This is a genomic window from Pseudonocardia lacus, assembly GCF_018531445.1.
Taxonomy (GTDB): Bacteria; Actinomycetota; Actinomycetes; order Mycobacteriales; family Pseudonocardiaceae; genus Pseudonocardia; species Pseudonocardia lacus.
The window spans coordinates 1-17,177 of the sequence record NZ_JAHDTH010000099.1; the positions used below are offsets into that span (position 1 = coordinate 1).

Below are 17,177 nucleotides of genomic sequence, written 5' to 3' on the forward strand. Positions count from 1 at the left end.
TCGCCCGGCGCGCACAGGAGGCCGCGAAGCCCGCCGCGGAACCGGCCGCCGACCCCGCCGCCCCGAAGCCGGCCGCCGCTCCCAAGCCCGCCGAGCCCGCCGCCCCCGCCGCGAAGGCCGGATCGACCCAGCTGGTCACCGGCCGCGTCAGCTCGGGCTTCGGCGCCCGCGGCGGCCGCCAGCACCAGGGCCTGGACATCGCCGCCCCGATCGGCACCCCGATCCACGTCCCGCTGGCCGGCACCGTCATCGACTCCGGGCCGGCGTCCGGGTTCGGGCTGTGGGTCCGCGTCCGGCACGCCGACGGCACCGTCACCACCTACGGCCACGTCAACCGCTCGCTGGTCAGGGTGGGCCAGCAGGTCGCGGCGGGCGAGGTGATCGCCGAGGTCGGCAACCGCGGCCGGTCCACCGGCCCGCACCTGCACATCGAAGTGACCACGCCGGGCGGCACGAAGATCGACCCCCGCCCCTGGCTCCGCGACCGCGGGGTCGCCCTCTGAGCCGCTCCCCGGCCGGTAGCGCCGCCAGCAGGTCCGGGACATGACGTCCGGCCTGCCGGCGGCGCATCCCCGGCCTGGCGCAGGGGGACGCGCCGTCCGGGAACCACACGGCCCGCCGGCGGGGTAACGGCCCCTCCACCGCCCTCACCTCGACCGCGGTCCGTGGAAGTATCACGCTCGCGCGCGCCCGCCGGCAGACCGGCAATCCGGTGGAAAGCCGAGGGTTTCCCCTCGCGCTCCGAGGGCCCACCGGCTCGACATCTCCGCCGTCGCCGTGATCGACCGGCTAACGCCGGGTGCGCGCCCGGCGATTTCCCGGGAGTGGCCCCCACTCCGGACCGCGGCCCGCGCACGCCCCGCATCCCGTTCGGCTACCGCTGGGCCATCGGCGCGCTCGGCGCGGGCGCGCTGACCGTTCTGGTCGAGCTGCCCGCCGTCCGCGACGAGCCCTTCTTCGTCGGCGTCAACGCGGCGGTGGTGATCTCGCTCGTGGCGCTGGGCCACTACCTCGTCGCCCAGCACGAGGAGCGGTTCACCGGGCTGTGCTTCGTGGCCGCGGCGGCCGGCTGGATCGTGCTCAGCCTCGACGTGCACACGACGTGGGGCTCCCTGCCGTCGTGGCTGTTCGGCAGCGCGATCGTCTACACCTCGCTGGGCTGCGGCGTCCTGCGCTGGGGCCGCTCGCGCCTGGACGCCGACGGCCGCAGGTGGGTGGCGGTCTGCCTCGCCGGGACGGTCGGCGCGACGGTGCCGATCGCGCTGGTGTCGCGGCCGGAGTGGCTGGGGTTCTCCCCCACCGCCTTCTGGCCCGCGCCGTGGGCCGACCTGGCCGCCAGCACCGCGCTGGCCGCGCTGGCCTCGCTCGGGTTCGTCGTGGTCGGCGCCTGGTTCGCCCGGGTCGCCCTGCGGCGGCTGCGCTCGGCCACCCCGGCCCAGCGCCGGATCCTGCGCCCGCTGAGCCTGGCCGCGGCCGGCTGGGGCGGCGCCGCGGCCGTCGTCAACGGCGTCGGGGCGCTGTGGCCGGGGCTGGTGCCGCTGCACGCCAACTCGACGATCGTCGGGCTGCTCTCCATCGGCGTCACCGCGGCACTGGCCACCGCGATCAACCGCGGCCGCATCCTGGCCTCGACGTTCGTCGAGGCGCTGCCCACCGAGCGGACGCCGGAGTCGCTCACCGCGTACGCGCGCAGCGCGCTGTCCGACCCGACCGCCGAGCTGCTGTTCGTGGTGCCCGGCCGGAAGATCGTGATCGACGGGAAGGGGCGGCTGCGGGAGCTGCCCGACGCCGACCGCGGCGACCGGTTCGTGCAGTGGATCACCGGCACCGGCGGCGAGCCGGTGGCGGCGCTGGTCGGTGGCGCCGTCCTGCGCGACGACCCGGCCGCCGTCCGGTCGTTCGCCGCGGTGCTGTCGATCGTGGCCGAGAACCAGCAGCTGCACGCCGTGCTGCGGATGCGCCTGGCCCAGCTCAACGCCGCGCGCGCGGCCGAGCGCCTCGCCCTGGACCGGGCCCGCGCCCAGTTCCGCCGCGACCTGCACGACGGCGTCCAGCAGACCCTGGCCGCCGCGCGGATGGACCTCGACGGCCTGCTCGACACCCTGCCCGGCCCGGCCCCCGCCGTGGCCGACGAGCTGGCCGGCAAGCTGGTACTGGCCCTGGACCAGATCCGCGGCCTGGAGCGCGGCACCGCACCTCCCGAGCTGTCCGCCGGCCTGGACACCGCCGTCGCCCGGATGGCCACCGAGCTGCGCCTGGACGCCACCCGCCGGATCACCGACGACGACCTCGGCGTGCTCACCCTGCCCGCCTACTACCTGCTGCGCGAGGCGCTCACCAACGTCCACAAGCACGCCGGCGACTCCCACGTCGAGGTGGTCGTCGAGCCCTCGGACGGGGTCGTCGAGGTCGTCGTGCGCGACGGCGGCGCGGGCGGGGCCACGCTGCGCCCCGGCCGCGGGCTCGCCGGGCTGCGCGACCGGGTGACCGAGCTGGGCGGGACGCTGACCGTCGAGAGCCCGTCCGGCACGGGCACGACGCTGCGCGCGCTGCTCCCCTCGGTGCCGACCTGATCGCCCGATCGGGCGCCACTGTCGATATCCTCCCGGTGACTCACCGTGGACGACGACCGAAAGCGAGCACCGGCGTGCGAGTCGCCCTGGTCGACGACAACGAGCTGTGGCGGGGCAGCCTGGTCTCCGCCCTGAACAGCCGCGGCATCGAGGTGGCCGCCGACACCACCGACGGCGACGAGCTGCTCGACCGCCTCGACGGCATCGGCCGGATCGACGTCGCCGTGCTCGACCTGCGGCTGCCGCCCACCTGGTCCGACGAGGGCCTGGCCCTCGGCCGCGTACTGCGCGAACGCCTCGGCGACGTCGGGATCATCATCCTGTCCGGCTACGAGCAGGACGTGCAGCTGCGCTACGCCACCCGCGCCCTCGGCGACCTCGGCGGCACCGGGGGCGTGGGCTACCTGTTCAAGGACCGGGTCAACCGGACCGCCCTCAAGGAAGCCGTGCAGCGCGTCGCCGCCGGAGGCGTCGTCGTCGACTCGATGTTCTCCCAGGAGGCCGCCGAGGAGTGGCGCCGGCGCAACGAAGGCGCCGCCGACTTCACCGCCCGCGAGGTCGAGGTGCTCGACCTGCTGGCCCAGGGCATGTCGAACCGGGAGATCGCCGACAAGCTCTACATCTCGCTGCCGGTCGCCGAGCGGCACCTGACCCGGATCTTCCGCCGGATGCTGCCGGAGAGCGCCGAGTCCGGGCCGGAGCCGCGGCGGGACAACCGGCGGGTGCTCGCGGTGCTGGAGTGGCTGCGCCGGACGGGCCGGCTGCGCGAGCCCGACTAGCTCTTCCGCACCGCGCACACCCCTCGTCGCCACGCACACCCTGGGCGACCGGACGGGCGGGCCTTCCGCGCGAGCTACGAGGCGCTCGGGAAGTGCTGCGCCAACGGCCCCAACACCACCTCCCACTCGGTGGCGACGACCTCCGAGACGAGCCCCTCGACCTGGAACGGGTCCTTCGCCAGCAGCGCCAGCAGCTCCTCCTTGGACTCGCTGCGGAACAGCAGCAACGCCCCGGCCGGCTCCCCGTCCGCGTACGGGCCGGAGACCAGCAGCACCCCCTGCTCCCCCAGCTCGCGCAGGAAGTCGCGGTGCACAGGGCGGACCTCCGCGCGGGTGTCGGCGGTGTCGGCGGAGTAGGTGTAGGTCACGGCGAAGACGGCCATGGGCCGATCCTGCCCCGTCGGCCGGTGATCGGCGAGCCCCTCGGCGGTGCCCTCGGCCTTCGTGAGGGGCCTCCGGCGGCTCCTACGCGGAGGACGACCTCTGATCAAGCAGGGGCGCCGGGCTTCCCGTTCGGTCCATGGCGGGCGTCGGGGTCGTCTTCGCAGGGGCAGTGGGGTCTTCGCAGGTGCTGTGGACACTGCGGAGACGATAAGGACTCTGCGAGGACGGCCGGCAGGTGTGCGCGGGCGACCGCCCGACCAGGCCGTCCAGGGCGGCGTGTGCGGCCGGGCGCGACCACGCAGCCGGCGCCCATGGCCGGCGCCCCGCCACCGCGGCGCTGCCGAAGACGCGGACCAGGGGCATGCGGCCAACGAATGTCGGGCGCATCTGCTATGCCTGGGACTCATGGACATCACCGTGACCGGTCTGCGCGTGCTGCGGGAGGTCGCCGAGCGCGGCACGTTCACCGCCGCGGCCACCGCGCTCGGCTACACGCAGTCGGCCGTGTCGCGGCAGGTGGCCGGGCTGGAGCGGGCCGCGGGCAGCGCCCTGTTCGAGCGCCGCCGCGACGGCGTCCGGCTCACCGCCGCCGGGCTGGCGCTGCTCGGTCACGCCGCGGTCGCGCTGGACGCCCTGGACGCCGCCGAGCGCGAGTTGCGCGGGCTGGCCGCGGCCGGTGGGGTCGTCCGGCTGGGCATGTTCATCAGCGCGGGCGCCGTGCTGGTGCCGCGGGCGCTGGCCGCGCTGCGCCGGGCCCGTCCCGACGTCGTGGTCACGACCCGCGAGGGCACCACGCCGGGGCTGGTCCGGTCGCTGCGGGCCGGCACGCTCGACCTGGCCGTGCTGTCGTCGCGGCCGCCGTTCCGCCCGCCGGACGACGAGGCGCCCCCGCTGGAGCTTGCGCCGCTGGCCGAGTCGACGCTGCTGCTCGCCGTGCCGGAGGGCAGCCCGCTCGCCGCGCACGACGCGGTGCCCGTCGAGGACCTGGCCGAGCAGGTCTGGATCGCCAGCCCGGACAGCGGCGCCGAGCCGCTGCTGGGCGTGTGGCCGGGGCTGGCCGGGCGGCCCCGGGTCGCGCACACGGCCCGCGACTGGCTGGCCAAGCTGCGGCTCGTCGCGGCGGGGTGCGGCGTCACCACCGTGCCGGCGAGCCTGGCGGCGGCGGTGCCGCCGGGTGTGCGGCTCCTGTCGGTGCGGGGCGGGCCGGAGGAGCGCCGGCGGCTGGTGCTGGCCCGCCCGCCCGGCGAGCCGACGCCCGCGGCGCGCGAGCTCGCGCGGGCCCTGCACCGGTCGGCGTCGGAAATCCTGTGACCGGGCCCACATCGGTGCTCCGATGAGATCGCAACCCGGTCGCGGTCCCCACCCCCGACACGACGACGATGCCCGGCAGGCGCCCCACCGCGCCGGGCCGAACGAACAGGAGCACCCCATGGGAACGATCAAGGTCCACGAGTTCACCACGCTCGACGGCGTCATCGGCGCCCCGATGTGGACGATGGACTACCCGTTCACCGAGCAGATGACCGCCAACGTCGCCCCGCTGACGGCGTCCAGCTCGGCGATCCTGCTGGGCCGCAACACCTACGAGATGTTCGGCCCGGCCTGGTCCACGCGCACCGTCGAGGACGACCCCGGCGCCCCGTTCTTCAACCAGACCCACAAGTACGTCGTGTCCAGCACCCTCGACAAGGGCGACTGGGAGCCGGCGACGATCCTGGGCGGCTACGACACCGACATGATCCGCGAGTTCAAGGACGGCATCGACGGCGGCATCTACGTCAGCGGCAGCGCCCAGCTGGTGCGCGCGCTGATCGCCGACCGGCTGGTCGACGAGCTGCACCTGTTCGTCTACCCGGTCGCCGTCGGGGAGGGCCCGCGGCTGTTCCCCGAGGGCAACCCGCAGACCACGATGACCCTGCTCGGCGCCGAGGCCATCGACAACGGCGTCGTGCACCTCACGTACGGCCCGGCGAAGGAGTCCTGAGCCCTACTCGACCCTGAGGTCGACCTGGATGTTGCCGGCGGTGGCCTTGGAGTACGGGCAGATGGTGTGGGTCTTCTCCATCGCGGCCATCGCCTGCTCGGCGCTCAGCCGCGGCGCGTGCAGCGCCAGCTCCACGGCCAGCCCGAAGTTCGGGACGCCGTCGCGCAGGAACGTCACCCGCGCCGTGACGTGCGAGTCCTGCAAGGCGTCGGCGGGCAGGTCCAGCGCCGGCACCGCGAACCGCATCGCGCTGTGGAAGCAGGCCGCGTAGCCGGCGGCGAACAGCTGCTCGGGGTTCGTGCCCGGCCCGCCGCCGCCGCCCATCTCGGTCGGCCGGGAGAGCTGGACGTCCAGCCGCTCGTCGGAGGACACGACCGCCCCCAGCCGCGCCCCGTAGGCCGTCGCCTCCGCCGTGTAGACCCGCTCCATCGCGTTCCTCCGTCCGCCCGTGGCACCGCCCGCCACCGAACCACGCGCCGACGGTCCCCGACCAGCAGGGCGTTGCCGCGGGACACGCCGGCGGCGATGATCGCGGCAGGCCAACTGCGAGGGGGCGGCGTGACCTCGACGACGACGGCGGCGCAGGGCGTCGGGCTGCTCGACCGGGAGCAGCTGGGGCACCTGCGGCACTGGGACGAGCTGTCCCGGCGCCAGCCCAACGACTGGTCGCTCATGCAGGGCAAGGGCACCGGGCAGGACGACTTCGGCGGCTACCGGTTCCAGCTCGCCTACATGGTCTACGGGCTCGCCCTCACCCACCGCCACCGGCTGCCGGCCGCGCCGGGGCTGTTCCGGGCGACGATCCAGCGGCTCATCGACAAGCTGCTGCTGCCCGAGGTGTGGCTGTACTGGCGCGACGTCAGCCGGGGCGGGTCGGTGTTCAACGCGCACCTGGCCGACCGGCTGCACGAGGAGTGGGACCCGGTCGTCCGCGACAACATCATGTACAGCGCCTACGTGCAGTCCTGCGCGCTGCTGCACGACCACCTGTTCGCCGACGACCGCTACGCCGTGCCGGGCTCGCTGACGTTCCGGCACTGGTCGTTCTTCTGGGGCGGCGGCGAGAAGCGCTTCCCCTACGACCGCGACTCGCTCACCGAGCACCTCTACTGGCAGATGGTGCGCAACGGCTACATCGGCATCGCCTGCGAGCCGAACTGCGTCTTCCAGATCTGCAACCAGCCGGCCATCCTCGGCTTCCGCATGCACGACCTGGTGACCGGCGGCAGCCGCGCCGACGACGTCGTCGCGGGCTACGAGCGGGCCTGGGCCGACTTCGGCCGCCTCGACGCGGCCGGCCACTACAACATGATGCTGTCCGAGGACAGCCGCGCCGTGCGGGCGAACGAGGCCCCCTCCCCCTGGGTCGACGCCTGGTGCGGGGCGCTGATGAACACCTGGAACCGGGAGTTCGTGCACGAGCACTACCCCAGCCAGGTCGCCGCGTTCCTCGTCCCCGGCCCGGACGGCACGTGCTCGGTGCGCTCGGCCCCGGCCCGGCAGGTGATGGGCCAGCCGGTCGTCACCGACACCTGCGACACCGGCTGGGTCGCGGCGTGGGCGTCGGAGATGGGCGACCGGGCCACGCTGGACGCCCTGCTCGCCCACGCCGACCGGTTCATGGCCCCCACCTGGCGCGACGGCGCGCTCTACTACCCGCGCAACGACACCCCGACCGACGCCGACGGCCACCGCACCGACATCGAGCCGATGACCGGCAACGTCCTGCTCGGCTACGCCCGCCTGAACGTCCCCGACGGCCTGTGGGGCCTGTACAACCGGCCGTGGACGGCCGAGCACCACGCCGAGCCCGCGCTCGTCGAGGTCGACCGCGACGTCGAGGTGAGCCGCGCCGAGGTGGTCGACGGGGTGCTGCACGCCCGGCTGCGCCGCGAGACCGCGGTCCCCGGCGACGGCACGGTGACGATCGGGCGGGTGCCCGATGGCGCCCGGCTGCTCGTCGGCGGCGCCGACGTCCCGCTCGACGGGGAGCGGGTGGTCGTGCGGGTGCCGGACGGCCCGACCGTCGACGTGGCCCTGCTGCCGTGACCGCCCCGCCGATCCGGGCCGCGTTCGACCTGGTCGACCACCACGGGCGGGCGGTCACCGAGCGCACCTACCGCGGCTCGTGGCTGCTGGTGCAGTTCGGCTTCACCTCGTGCCGGGTGGTGTGCCCGCGCGCGCTGGCGAAGCTCTCCGCCGCGCTCGACGCGTTCGACCCGCCCGACGGGCTCGTCGTGCCGCTGTACGTGACGGTCGACCCGGAGCGCGACACCCCGGGCGTCCTGCGCGCGTACCTGGCGGCCGGTCATCCGCGGTTCACCGGCCTGACCGGCCCGCCGGAGCGGATCGAGGCGGCGAAGGAGGCGTTCCTGGTCTTCGCCCGCCGTCGCCCGGACCCGGACGACCCCGACGGCTACGCCGTCCCGCACACCGCGATCACGTACCTGGTCGACCCCGACGGCCGCCCCGCCCACCACTGGCCCGACCCGCGGTCCGCCGACGAGATCACCGCCGACCTGCGGCGGCTGACCCGATGACCGCGTCCCTGGCCTCGGCCCGCCGGCTGGCCGACGACGTCCTGTTCCCCGCGGCCGGCGAGGTCGACCGGACCGGCCGGGTCCCCGAGTCGCACTTCGAGCGCTTGGCCCACGAGGGCTTCTACGGCCTGGCCGCACCGGCCGAGGCCGGCGGGCCGGGCCTGGAGTTCGCCGAGGTGCTGCGGGTGCTGGAGACCCTGGCCGGCGGCTGCCTGGCCACCACGTTCACCTGGATCCAGCACCACGGCGTCGTGCTGGGTCTGGTCGGCACGCCCAACACCGCGCTGCGCGAGCGGTACCTCGCCGCGGCCGTGCGCGGCGACCTGCGCTGCGGCGTGGCGTTCGCCGGGGTCGTCCCGACGCCGCCGCGGATGCGTGCGACCCGCCGGCCCGGCGGCTGGCGGCTGTCCGGGCAGGCGCCGTTCGTCAGCGGGTGGGGGTGCATCGACCTGGTGCAGGTCTCCGCCGTGGACGACGAGTCAGGCGACGTCCTGGGCGCACTGCTGGCGGCGGAGCAGTGCGCAGGACTGACCGCGTCACCGCCGCTGGACCTGGTCGCGGCCCAGGCCACCAGCACGGTCTCGCTGACCGTGCGCGATCTCGACGTCCCCGACGACCGGATCGTCGGGCGCACCCCGCGCCCGGCCTTCCTGGCCGGTCAGGTGTTCGGGTCGCGGATCAACGGGTCGCTGCCGCTCGGGCTGGTGCAGCGCAGCGCCACCCTGCTCGACGAGGCGGGCGCGCCGGACGCGGCGACACGCCTGCGGACCGCGTGCGACGCCGTCCGGGCCGCCCTCGACGCGGGCCTGGCCGACCCGGCGTCGATGCCGGCGGCGCGCGCCCGCGGCTCGGAGCTGGCCGTGCGGGCCACCTCCGCGCTGGTCGCCGCCGTGGGCAGCGCGTCGGTGCTGCGCGCCGGCGACGCCCAGCGGCTGGCCCGGGAGGCGGTGTTCACGCTGGTCGCGGCGAGCCGCCCGGAGATGCGCGAGGACCTGGTGCGCCGGCTCGTCGGGTGAGCACGACCGGGTGTTCACAGCCGGCGTCCGGGAAGGTGCGCTTCACCAGCATCGTCCCCGCCTGCTACGCCGGGCGCTGGCCGCACGTCCACGTCGAGGTCCACCCCGACGAGGCTTCGATCACCGACGCGGGCAACGCCATCGCCACCTCCCAGGTCGCGCTGCCCCGGGACGTCTGCGAGGCGGTCTACGCGCAACCCGGCTACGAGTCCTCCGTGTCCAACCTGGCGGACGTCAGCCTGAGCGGCGACAACGTCTTCGGCGACGACGGCGGCGCGCTGCAGCTGGCCACCGTCACCGGCGATGTGACCGCGGGTTACACGGTCGCGCTCAGCGTGGGCGTGGACACGGCCACCGAGCCCGGCGCGGGCGGGGGCCCGGGTCCCGGTGGCGGCGGCCGGCCGCCGAACTGACCCGCTAGCTTCGGGCCATGACCGTCGGCCCGAGCCCGACCCAGCGCACGCTCGACCCGGCGACCGTCGCGGCGCTCGTCGCGGCCGCGTTCGGGTCGCGGCACCGCCTCGTCGACTGCGGGCCGCTGGCCGGCGGCGGGTTCGCGGCCGTCTGGTGGGTGCGCCTCGACGACGGGCGGACCGTCGTGCTGAAGGCGGCGCCGCCGGCCGGCGTGCCGCTGCTGGGCTACGAGCGCGACCTGATCGACGCGGAGGCGCGGTACTACCGCCTGGTCGCCGAACGCGCACCGGAGGTGCCGGTCCCGCGGGTGCTGCACGTCGGCGGCCCGGGGGTGCTGGACGGCGGGTGGATGGCCATGACGATGCTGGCCGGGCGATCGCTCGTCGAGCTGGACGGCGTCGACGACGCGCCGGTCCGGCGGGACCTCGGAGCCGCGCTCGCCGCGCTGCACACGATCACCGGCGACCGCTTCGGCTACGACGGCGGCCGGGTCGCCGCGCCGACCTGGCGGGAAGCGTTCAGCGCGATGGTGGACGAGCTGCTCGCCGACGCGCGGGCGTGGGGCGTCGAGCTGCCCGTGGCGCCGGCGCGGATCCGGCAGCTGGTGGACCGCAGCGGCGACGTGCTGGACCTGGTCACCGAGCCGGCGCTGCTGCACTGGGACCTCTGGGACGGCAACGTGCTCGCCGCGCCCGACGCCGACGGCCGCCCGCGGCTCACCGGGCTCGTCGACGGCGAGCGCTGCCTCTGGGGCGACCCGCTGATGGACCTCGTGGCGCCGCTGATCGGCCGCCGCATCGAGGACGAGCCGCACCACCCCCTGCTCGCCGGCTACGCGGCCCGGGGCGGCGCGCCGCTCGTCCTGGACGCGCCCGCCCGCCGCCGCCTCGACCTGTACCGGCTGCACCTCTACCTGCTGACGGTCGTCGAGATGCCCAGCCGCGCCATGACGCGGGCGAGCCAGCCGCACCGGTTCGCGCGGCTCGGTGCGCTCGTGGACGCGCTGTCGGCCGGAATGTAGACGCGACTTCAGTCACGTTAGTGCTAGGGTGCCGCCATGACCTCCGACAGGTGCTCCCGCTCCCGGTACCCGCACCCGTCGGAGGTCCCGTGCCTTCCATCCCCACCGACCCGATCGTCTGCCACGGCCTGACCTTCGCCTGGCCCGACGGCAGCCCGGTGCTCGACGGCGTCGACGTCACCTTCGGACCCGGCCGCACCGGGCTGGTCGGCGACAACGGCGCCGGCAAGTCCACGCTGCTCGCGCTGGTCGCCGGGGCGCTGCGACCGACGTCGGGCACCGTCCGCGTCGGCGCCCCCGTGGGGCTGCTGGCCCAGGGCGTCGCGCTCGACCTCGACGCCACCGTGTCCGACCTGCTGGGCATCACCGCCCGCCGCTCGGCGCTGGCGGCGATCGAGGCGGGGGACGCCTCGCCGGAGCTGTTCGACGCCGTCGGCGCCGACTGGGACGTCGAGGAGCGCGCGGTCACGCTGCTGCGACGCTTCGCGCTCCCCGCCGACCTCGACCGGGCGGTCGGGCAGCTGTCCGGTGGCGAGGTCGTGCGCGCGCGGCTGGTCGCGCTGCTGGTCGACCCGCCCGCGATCACGCTGCTCGACGAGCCCACCAACGACCTCGACGCCGACGCCCGCGCCCTGCTGACCGCCGCCGTCGACGACTGGCCGGGCACGCTCGTCGTCGTCAGCCACGACCGCGACCTGCTGGAGCACGTCGAGCGGATCACCGAGTTGCGCGACGGCGTGGCGCGCACGTTCACCGGCGGGTTCAGCGCGTACACCGACGCGCTCGACCGGGAGCAGCAGGCGGCCCGGCGGCAGGTCCGGTCGGCCGAGGCCGACCTGCGCCGGCAGCGGCGCGAGCTCGCCGACGCCCAGGTCGCACTGGCCCGCCGGAAGCGGTACGCCGCGACCGACTACGCGAACAAGCGCAAGCCCAAGGTCATCATGCAGCAGCGCGAGCGGGAGGCGCAGGTGTCCGCGGGCAAGTACCGCGACCTGCACACCGCACGGGTCGAGACGGCCCGCGCCCACCTCGTCGACGCCGAGGCGGCCGTGCGCGACGACCGCCGCATCCGCATCGAGCTGCCCGCCACCGCGGTCCCCGCGCGGCGGACCGTGCTGGAGCTCACCGGGCCGGGCCTGCTGGTGCGCGGACCCGAGCGGATCGCGCTGACCGGCCCCAACGGCTCGGGCAAGACCACGCTGCTGCGGGCGATCGCCGCCGCCGCGGGCACGGCGGCGACTGTCGACGGGGTCGCGGTGGGCGCGGTCCCGGTGGGGTACCTGCCGCAGCGGCTGGACCTCGACCCGCGGCTCACCGTGCTCGACGCCGTCCGCGCGTCGGGCGCCGACCCGCACGTGGCGCGGGAGGGGCTGGCCCGGTTCCTGGTGCGCGGCGACGCGGTGCACCGGCCCGTGTCGACGCTGTCGGGCGGCGAGCGGTTCCGCGTCGCGCTGGCCGCGCTCCTGCTCGCCGACCCGGCCCCGCAGCTCCTCCTGCTCGACGAGCCCACCAACAGCCTGGACCTGGCCAGCATCGACGCCCTCGTCGACGCCCTCGACGGCTACCGGGGAGCGCTCCTGCTGGTCAGCCACGACGAGCGGCTCCTGGACGACGTCGCGACCACCCGCCGGTGGACGATGCACGACGGCGTCCCGACCGAGTGCACCGCGCGATGAGCGCTGCCGGCCGCGCGCGTCCGGGCGGGCGCACCGCGCGGGTGCGCCGGGCGGTCCTCGACGCCACCCTCGCCGAGCTGGGCGAGCACGGCCCCGACGCCCTGACCGTCGACGCCGTCGCCGCGCGCGCGGGCGTGCACCGCGCCACGGTCCACCGGCGCTGGACCGACGTCGGCGGCCTGCTCGCCGACGTCCTCACCGACGCCGGCCAGGACGGCTGGACGCCGCCGGACACCGGCACGCTCGCCGGCGACCTCGCCGAGCTGAACCGGGAGGTGCACGCGGCGCTGGTGGCCCGGCCGCCGGTCACGACCGCAGTCATCGCCGCCGCGGGTCGCTCGCCGGAGGCCGCCGCGGCCCTGCGGGCGTTCTGGGAGGACCGGTACGCCCGCTGCGCCGTCGTCGTCGAACGGGCCGTCGAGCGCGGCGACGCCGCCCCCGGCACCGACCCGCGGACGGTTCTCGTCGCGGCCACGGCCCCGGTCTTCCACCACGTCGTGCTCCTGGGCGGGCCGCTGGGGATCGAGCGGGCGCTGGAGTACGCGGCCCTCGCGGCCCGGGCCGTGACGCCCGTCAGCCCTCCCCGGTGACGGGGTCGGGGATGACGTCGAGGAGCCGCGCGGCGATCGCCCGCGCCTCCGGGTCGATCTCGGCGTAGAGCGTGCGGAAGACGTCCTCGGCGTGCGCGGCGGGCCAGTCGCGCGGCAGGTGGCGGGCCGGCAGCCGGGGGTCCTGGCGGATCACCTGCAGCCAGTCGGTCTGCAGCGCGAGGTGCTGGGCGAGCAGGTCGGGCAGCGGGGGGCGGCGACGGGCGTCGGCCCAGCGGTCCACGAAGCGGCGGTAGCGCGCGGCGATGGCGTCGAGGTCCCAGGCGTCGCGCAGCAGGCCGTCGATGTCGGTGGGGGCGATGGCGCGGGCCTCGAAGGCGCGGATGTGCGGGCCGGCCTGCAGGCCCTCGGTGACGGCGGTGACGTCGGCGTGCGACGGGGAGATCCACAGCCCGCTCTGCAGCAGGCCGAAGCCCGCCCACAGCAGCCGCGCGCGCAGTTCGTGGCGCTGGCGCTGCCAGGACTCGGGCAGCGAGAAGCCCAGCAGGGTCCAGGAGCCGTCCCAGTTCTCGTTGACCGCGCCCGTGTGCCAGACCCTCGTCTCGCCGTCGCGCAGGATCTCCTGGCTGCGCGGTGTCAGCCCCAGGTAGACCTGCCGACCGCGGCGGACCCGACCCAGCAGGTGGCGGCGGGCCATCCGGCTGAGCGTGGAGCGGGTGGCGTGCTCGGAGACGCCGACGCGGTCGAGCACCTCCAGGACGCTGCTGGTGGCCACGTGCACGCCGCGGCCGAGCAGGTGGCTGCCGAAGAAGGTCAGCAGGATCGCCTGCGGGCGGAGGGCGCCGTCGATCGCGGGCCCGTCGACCTCGGGCTCCTCGTGCCCCGAGGCTTGCATGATCACCACTCTAGCTCCGATGATGTTGGGCGAAAATCTTGCCGACGGTCAGAGAAGTGCCTAACATTCATACCCGACTGTGACGCAGCTCGCAGACGGCGGGCGAGCGCCACGCCCTTCCCCAGCAGATCCGGCCATCCAGCAGACAGGGCACCGCAATGACGCAACCCGGCTCATCGGGAACCCAACTCCGCCGCGCCGTGCTGTCCAGCTACCTCGGCAGTGTGATCGAGTACTACGACTTCCTGCTCTACGCGACCGCCTCGGCGGTGGTGTTCAACGAGGTGTTCTTCTCCAACCTCGACCCGGTCGTCGGCACCGTGGCCAGCTTCGGCACCCTCGCCACCGGCTACTTCGCGCGCCCGATCGGCGGACTGCTCTTCGGCCACTTCGGCGACCGGATCGGCCGCAAGAAGATGCTCGTGCTGAGCATGTCGATCATGGGTGTCGGCAGCACGCTGATCGGCCTGCTGCCCACCAACGACCAGATCGGGGCCTGGGCGCCGATCCTGCTGATCCTGCTGCGCGTCCTGCAGGGCGTGGCCATCGGCGGCGAGTGGAGCGGCGCGGTGCTGATGTCCGCCGAGCACGCCACCTCCCGGCGCGGGCTCTGGGCCAGCTTCACCGGAGCGGGCGCCCCCAGCGGCATGGTCCTGTCGACCCTGGTGCTGGCGCTGTGCGCGGCCATCTCCGGCGAGGAGGGCTTCCTGGTCTGGGGTTGGCGCATCCCGTTCCTGCTGAGCATCGCGCTGCTGGCCGTCGGCCTGTTCGTCCGCCTGCGGGTCACCGAGACCCCGGTGTTCCGGGAGGCCGCCGCCACCGCCGAGCCCAGCCGCCCGCCGCTGCTGGAGGTGCTGCGCAACCACCCGCGCAACCTGCTGCTCTCGATCGGCATCGGCTTCGGGGCGTTCGTCGCCCAGGGCACGCTCACCGTCTTCGTCATCTCCTACGCGGTGCAGGTCGGCTTCCCGCGCCCGGAGGTCCTCAACGCGCTCACCCTGTCGTCGGTCGTGGCGATCTTCGGCACGCTGTTCTTCTCGCACCTGTCCGACCGCTTCGGGCGCCGGCCGATGGTCCTGGCCGGGGCGCTCGGCATGTCGATCTGGGCGTTCGCGCTCTTCCCGCTGATCGACTCCGGCTCGGGCTTCCTGCTGATCGTCGCCGTGGTCGTCGGCCAGGGCGTCGTGCACGCCTGCTGGTACGGGCCGCTGGGCGCGCTCTACAGCGAACTGTTCCCCACCCGCACCCGCTACACGGGCTCGGCGCTGGGCTACCAGATCGCCGGCATCGGCGCCGGCATCGGCCCGCTGATCTTCGCCGCGCTGCTGGCCGGGGGCGGTGGGACGATCGCCGTGTCGGCGGTCATCGCCGGCTGCTGCCTGCTGTCGGTCGCCTGCATCTTCGCCCTGCGCGAGACGATGTCGGTCGACCTCAACGACGACGACCCGACGGCCGCCGCGCCGTCACGACGTCCGGAGGGCTCGGCCACGCGCTGAGCGAGGCCGCCCTCCCTCCCGGACGCGGGTGCACCCCTCCGCACCCGTGTCAGGAAAGCCACCATCAGGACACCGGACGTCCTGGTGGTGGCTTTCCCGCCGTCAGTCGATCCGTCATCAGTTGGTCGAGGCGGCGAGGGCTCCGCGCACGTGGTCCTCGATCGCCACGGCCGCCGGGGCCGGGAGCCGCCACCCGGTGCGCCTCTCCAGTTCGGCGAACCGGCCGCGGGCCTGTTCGAAGGCCAGCCGCCGCTCGGCCTCGAACGTCGAGGACGCGACGACCTCCAGCAGGGCGCGCACCTGGTCGACGAGCGCCCGCTCCTCGGCGCCGAAGTCGGCCGTGCCGCGCCGGCGCGCGGAGTCGACCGCCGCCGTCCAGGCCCGTTCCGCGCGCTCCACGGCGGCGACGAACTCGCGGGCGTGCGACGCGGCCGGGCGCTCGTCGGTGAGCAGCGCCGACGACTCTGCGAAGGCGTCGACGAACCGCGCGGTCGCGGGGCGGCGCACGTCGACCAGCGCCGGCAGGTCGAGCACCGAGCGCGGGTCGCACTCGAAGGCCGCGTACTCCCCGGCCAGGGCGCGGTAGCGGCGCACGGCGTCGTCCCACGCGGGGTCGGTCGGGGGCGCGATCGGCTCGGGACGCGGGCGTCCGAGCAGCCCTTCGAGCCGGCCGGTGCGCCACAGCACCGCGAGCACGACGACGGCCGTCAGCAGCGCGAGCAGCGCGGCCGGCAGCACCGGCCACCACCCCGGCGTGTCGTACCAGCCGGGGTCGCCGCCCCAGCCGGGGTCGCCGCGCCGGCCGGGTCCACCGCCGGGGCCGAACCAGCGGCCGAACCCGTGGTCGTGCTCGTCCCAGTGACGCCCCATGCGACCTCCTCGCGCCGGCCCTGTCGGGGCAGTCTGGCCCCGCGCGCCGTCGCGCGCGAGGATCGGGTCACAGGGAGGTCTCAGCCTCCCGGGTCCCGATGCCGAGCAGGGCCCGGGCCTCGGCGAGGCTCGCCGGGCTGCGCCCGAGGCGTTCGAGCAGCGCGACCGCCCCGTCGAGCAGCTCGCGGTTGGTCGGTGTCGCGGGCCCGGCGTAGTCCTCCAGCCCGACGCGGACGTGGCCGCCGCGCAGGATCGCGCGCTCGGCGAGCCCGCAGGCGACCACGTCGCCGCCGAGCACCGCGACCGACCACGGCAGCCCGGAGGGCTCCAGCATCTCCAGGTACGCGTCGAGCGCGGCGGCGGTGGGCGGCAGCCCGAACTCCAGCGCCCCGCCGAAGTACAGCTTCACGATCGCCCCGGGCGGCACCCGCCCGGCCCGGTGCAGCGCCAGCGCGGTCCGCAGGAACCCCGGTTCGAAGATCGAGATGCTGGGCGCGGCACCCAGCTCGGCCGTGCGCGCGAGCATGTGCTCGATGTCGGCGTAGGTGTTCTGGTACGGCCCGTGCGCCGCGGCCGCCGGGACGCCCGCGCGGCTGGTCATCCCGACGTTGACCGAGCCCGGGTCGACCAGCGTCATCCCGCCCATCCCGCGCCGGGCCAGCTCCTCGACGTGGCCCCACCGGTCGCGCACGGCGATCCCGCGGGCCCCGGCCGCCATGGTCGGGTAGAGCAGCGCGTCCGGGTGGCGCCGCAGCACCGGCGCCCACGCCCGCAGGTACGGCTCGACGGAGTGCACGCCGTCCTCGGTGAACATCGGCTCGTCGTTGTGGTTGTGCACGATCGACGCGCCCCGGGCGATGCCGTCCAGCGCGGCCTCGGCGATCTCCTCGGGGCTGCGCGGGACGTGCGGGTTGACCGAGCGCGGGGTCGGTCCGTTCACGGCCAACTCGACGATCACCGGCGGCGCCACCGGGCCAGCAT

At 75.4% G+C, this 17,177-nt stretch carries 18 protein-coding genes; 13 read left to right on the forward strand and 5 right to left on the reverse strand.

Annotated features, from left to right (window positions below; translation table 11 throughout):
* From KIK08_RS20720 to KIK08_RS20730, 3 genes are all read left to right on the forward strand, one after another.
* Positions 1-503 (forward strand): M23 family metallopeptidase (locus tag KIK08_RS20720; RefSeq protein WP_214404866.1); only part of this gene is annotated, 503 nt, incomplete at its 5' end.
* Positions 504-824: 321 nt separating this feature from the next.
* Complete coding sequence (locus KIK08_RS41810) at positions 825-2,573, forward strand: sensor histidine kinase (protein WP_214404867.1); 1,749 nt, start codon at positions 825-827, stop codon at positions 2,571-2,573.
* A gap of 74 nt (positions 2,574-2,647) precedes the next feature.
* Positions 2,648-3,352 (forward strand): response regulator, encoded by a 705-nt coding sequence (locus tag KIK08_RS20730; RefSeq protein WP_214404868.1) that lies wholly within the window; start codon positions 2,648-2,650, stop codon positions 3,350-3,352.
* A 74-nt stretch (positions 3,353-3,426) separates the two neighbouring features.
* On the opposite strand, the gene KIK08_RS20735 is transcribed toward KIK08_RS20730, so the two are convergent.
* Positions 3,427-3,735 carry a YciI family protein gene (locus tag KIK08_RS20735; RefSeq protein ID WP_214404869.1) on the reverse strand — a complete coding sequence of 103 codons (309 nt, stop codon included), beginning with the start codon at positions 3,733-3,735 and terminating at the stop codon, positions 3,427-3,429.
* Between the two features lie 406 nt (positions 3,736-4,141).
* Between KIK08_RS20735 and KIK08_RS20740 the strand changes: the two genes are divergently transcribed.
* Together KIK08_RS20740 and KIK08_RS20745 are read left to right on the forward strand one after the other, a co-directional pair.
* The gene (locus KIK08_RS20740; protein WP_214404870.1) at positions 4,142-5,047 is read left to right on the forward strand and encodes a LysR family transcriptional regulator; all 906 of its coding nucleotides are present in this window, start codon (positions 4,142-4,144) and stop codon (positions 5,045-5,047) included.
* A gap of 118 nt (positions 5,048-5,165) precedes the next feature.
* Positions 5,166-5,720, forward strand: coding sequence for a dihydrofolate reductase family protein (locus KIK08_RS20745; protein WP_214404871.1), 555 nt, complete (start codon positions 5,166-5,168; stop codon positions 5,718-5,720).
* Positions 5,721-5,723: 3 nt separating this feature from the next.
* On the opposite strand, the gene KIK08_RS20750 is transcribed toward KIK08_RS20745, so the two are convergent.
* Positions 5,724-6,149, reverse strand: coding sequence for an Ohr family peroxiredoxin (locus tag KIK08_RS20750; protein ID WP_214404872.1), 426 nt, complete (start codon positions 6,147-6,149; stop codon positions 5,724-5,726).
* A 129-nt stretch (positions 6,150-6,278) separates the two neighbouring features.
* On the opposite strand from KIK08_RS20750, the gene KIK08_RS20755 reads away from it, so the two are divergent.
* The 7 genes from KIK08_RS20755 (at position 6,279) to KIK08_RS20785 (ending at position 12,977) form a co-directional block, all read left to right on the forward strand.
* Positions 6,279-7,769: a linalool dehydratase/isomerase domain-containing protein gene (locus tag KIK08_RS20755; protein ID WP_214404873.1), complete on the forward strand. Its 1,491-nt coding sequence runs from the start codon at positions 6,279-6,281 to the stop codon at positions 7,767-7,769.
* Entirely contained in the window at positions 7,766-8,260 is a 495-nt protein-coding gene (locus tag KIK08_RS20760) for an SCO family protein (RefSeq protein ID WP_214404874.1), read from the forward strand. Before KIK08_RS20755 ends, KIK08_RS20760 begins: the two co-directional genes overlap by 4 nt.
* Entirely contained in the window at positions 8,257-9,276 is a 1,020-nt protein-coding gene (locus tag KIK08_RS20765) for an acyl-CoA dehydrogenase family protein (RefSeq protein WP_214404875.1), read from the forward strand. Before KIK08_RS20760 ends, KIK08_RS20765 begins: the two co-directional genes overlap by 4 nt.
* Positions 9,273-9,689 (forward strand): peptidase associated/transthyretin-like domain-containing protein, encoded by a 417-nt coding sequence (locus KIK08_RS20770; protein ID WP_250557445.1) that lies wholly within the window; start codon positions 9,273-9,275, stop codon positions 9,687-9,689. The genes KIK08_RS20765 and KIK08_RS20770 overlap by 4 nt, the downstream gene beginning before the upstream one ends.
* Positions 9,690-9,706: 17 nt before the next feature.
* Positions 9,707-10,711: a phosphotransferase family protein gene (locus KIK08_RS20775; protein ID WP_214404876.1), complete on the forward strand. Its 1,005-nt coding sequence runs from the start codon at positions 9,707-9,709 to the stop codon at positions 10,709-10,711.
* Between the two features lie 89 nt (positions 10,712-10,800).
* A complete protein-coding gene (locus KIK08_RS20780) occupies positions 10,801-12,387 on the forward strand; it encodes an ABC-F family ATP-binding cassette domain-containing protein (protein WP_308257763.1) in 1,587 nt (528 codons plus the stop codon).
* Positions 12,384-12,977 carry a TetR/AcrR family transcriptional regulator gene (locus tag KIK08_RS20785; protein WP_214404877.1) on the forward strand — a complete coding sequence of 198 codons (594 nt, stop codon included), beginning with the start codon at positions 12,384-12,386 and terminating at the stop codon, positions 12,975-12,977. Before KIK08_RS20780 ends, KIK08_RS20785 begins: the two co-directional genes overlap by 4 nt.
* On the opposite strand, the gene KIK08_RS20790 is transcribed toward KIK08_RS20785, so the two are convergent.
* Complete coding sequence (locus KIK08_RS20790; RefSeq protein ID WP_214404878.1) at positions 12,961-13,830, reverse strand: PaaX family transcriptional regulator; 870 nt, start codon at positions 13,828-13,830, stop codon at positions 12,961-12,963. The two genes, KIK08_RS20785 and KIK08_RS20790, sit on opposite strands and share 17 nt — an antisense overlap.
* A gap of 158 nt (positions 13,831-13,988) precedes the next feature.
* Between KIK08_RS20790 and KIK08_RS20795 the strand changes: the two genes are divergently transcribed.
* On the forward strand, positions 13,989-15,326 hold the full coding sequence (locus KIK08_RS20795; RefSeq protein ID WP_214404879.1) for an MFS transporter: 1,338 nt from the start codon (positions 13,989-13,991) through the stop codon (positions 15,324-15,326).
* A 117-nt stretch (positions 15,327-15,443) separates the two neighbouring features.
* Here KIK08_RS20795 and KIK08_RS20800 read toward each other — a convergent pair whose 3' ends face one another.
* Positions 15,444-16,196 (reverse strand): hypothetical protein, encoded by a 753-nt coding sequence (locus KIK08_RS20800; protein WP_214404880.1) that lies wholly within the window; start codon positions 16,194-16,196, stop codon positions 15,444-15,446.
* Positions 16,197-16,263: 67 nt separating this feature from the next.
* Positions 16,264-17,166, reverse strand: coding sequence for a beta-keto acid cleavage family enzyme (locus KIK08_RS20805; RefSeq protein ID WP_308257764.1), 903 nt, complete (start codon positions 17,164-17,166; stop codon positions 16,264-16,266).
* Between the last annotated feature and the right edge of the window lie 11 nt (positions 17,167-17,177).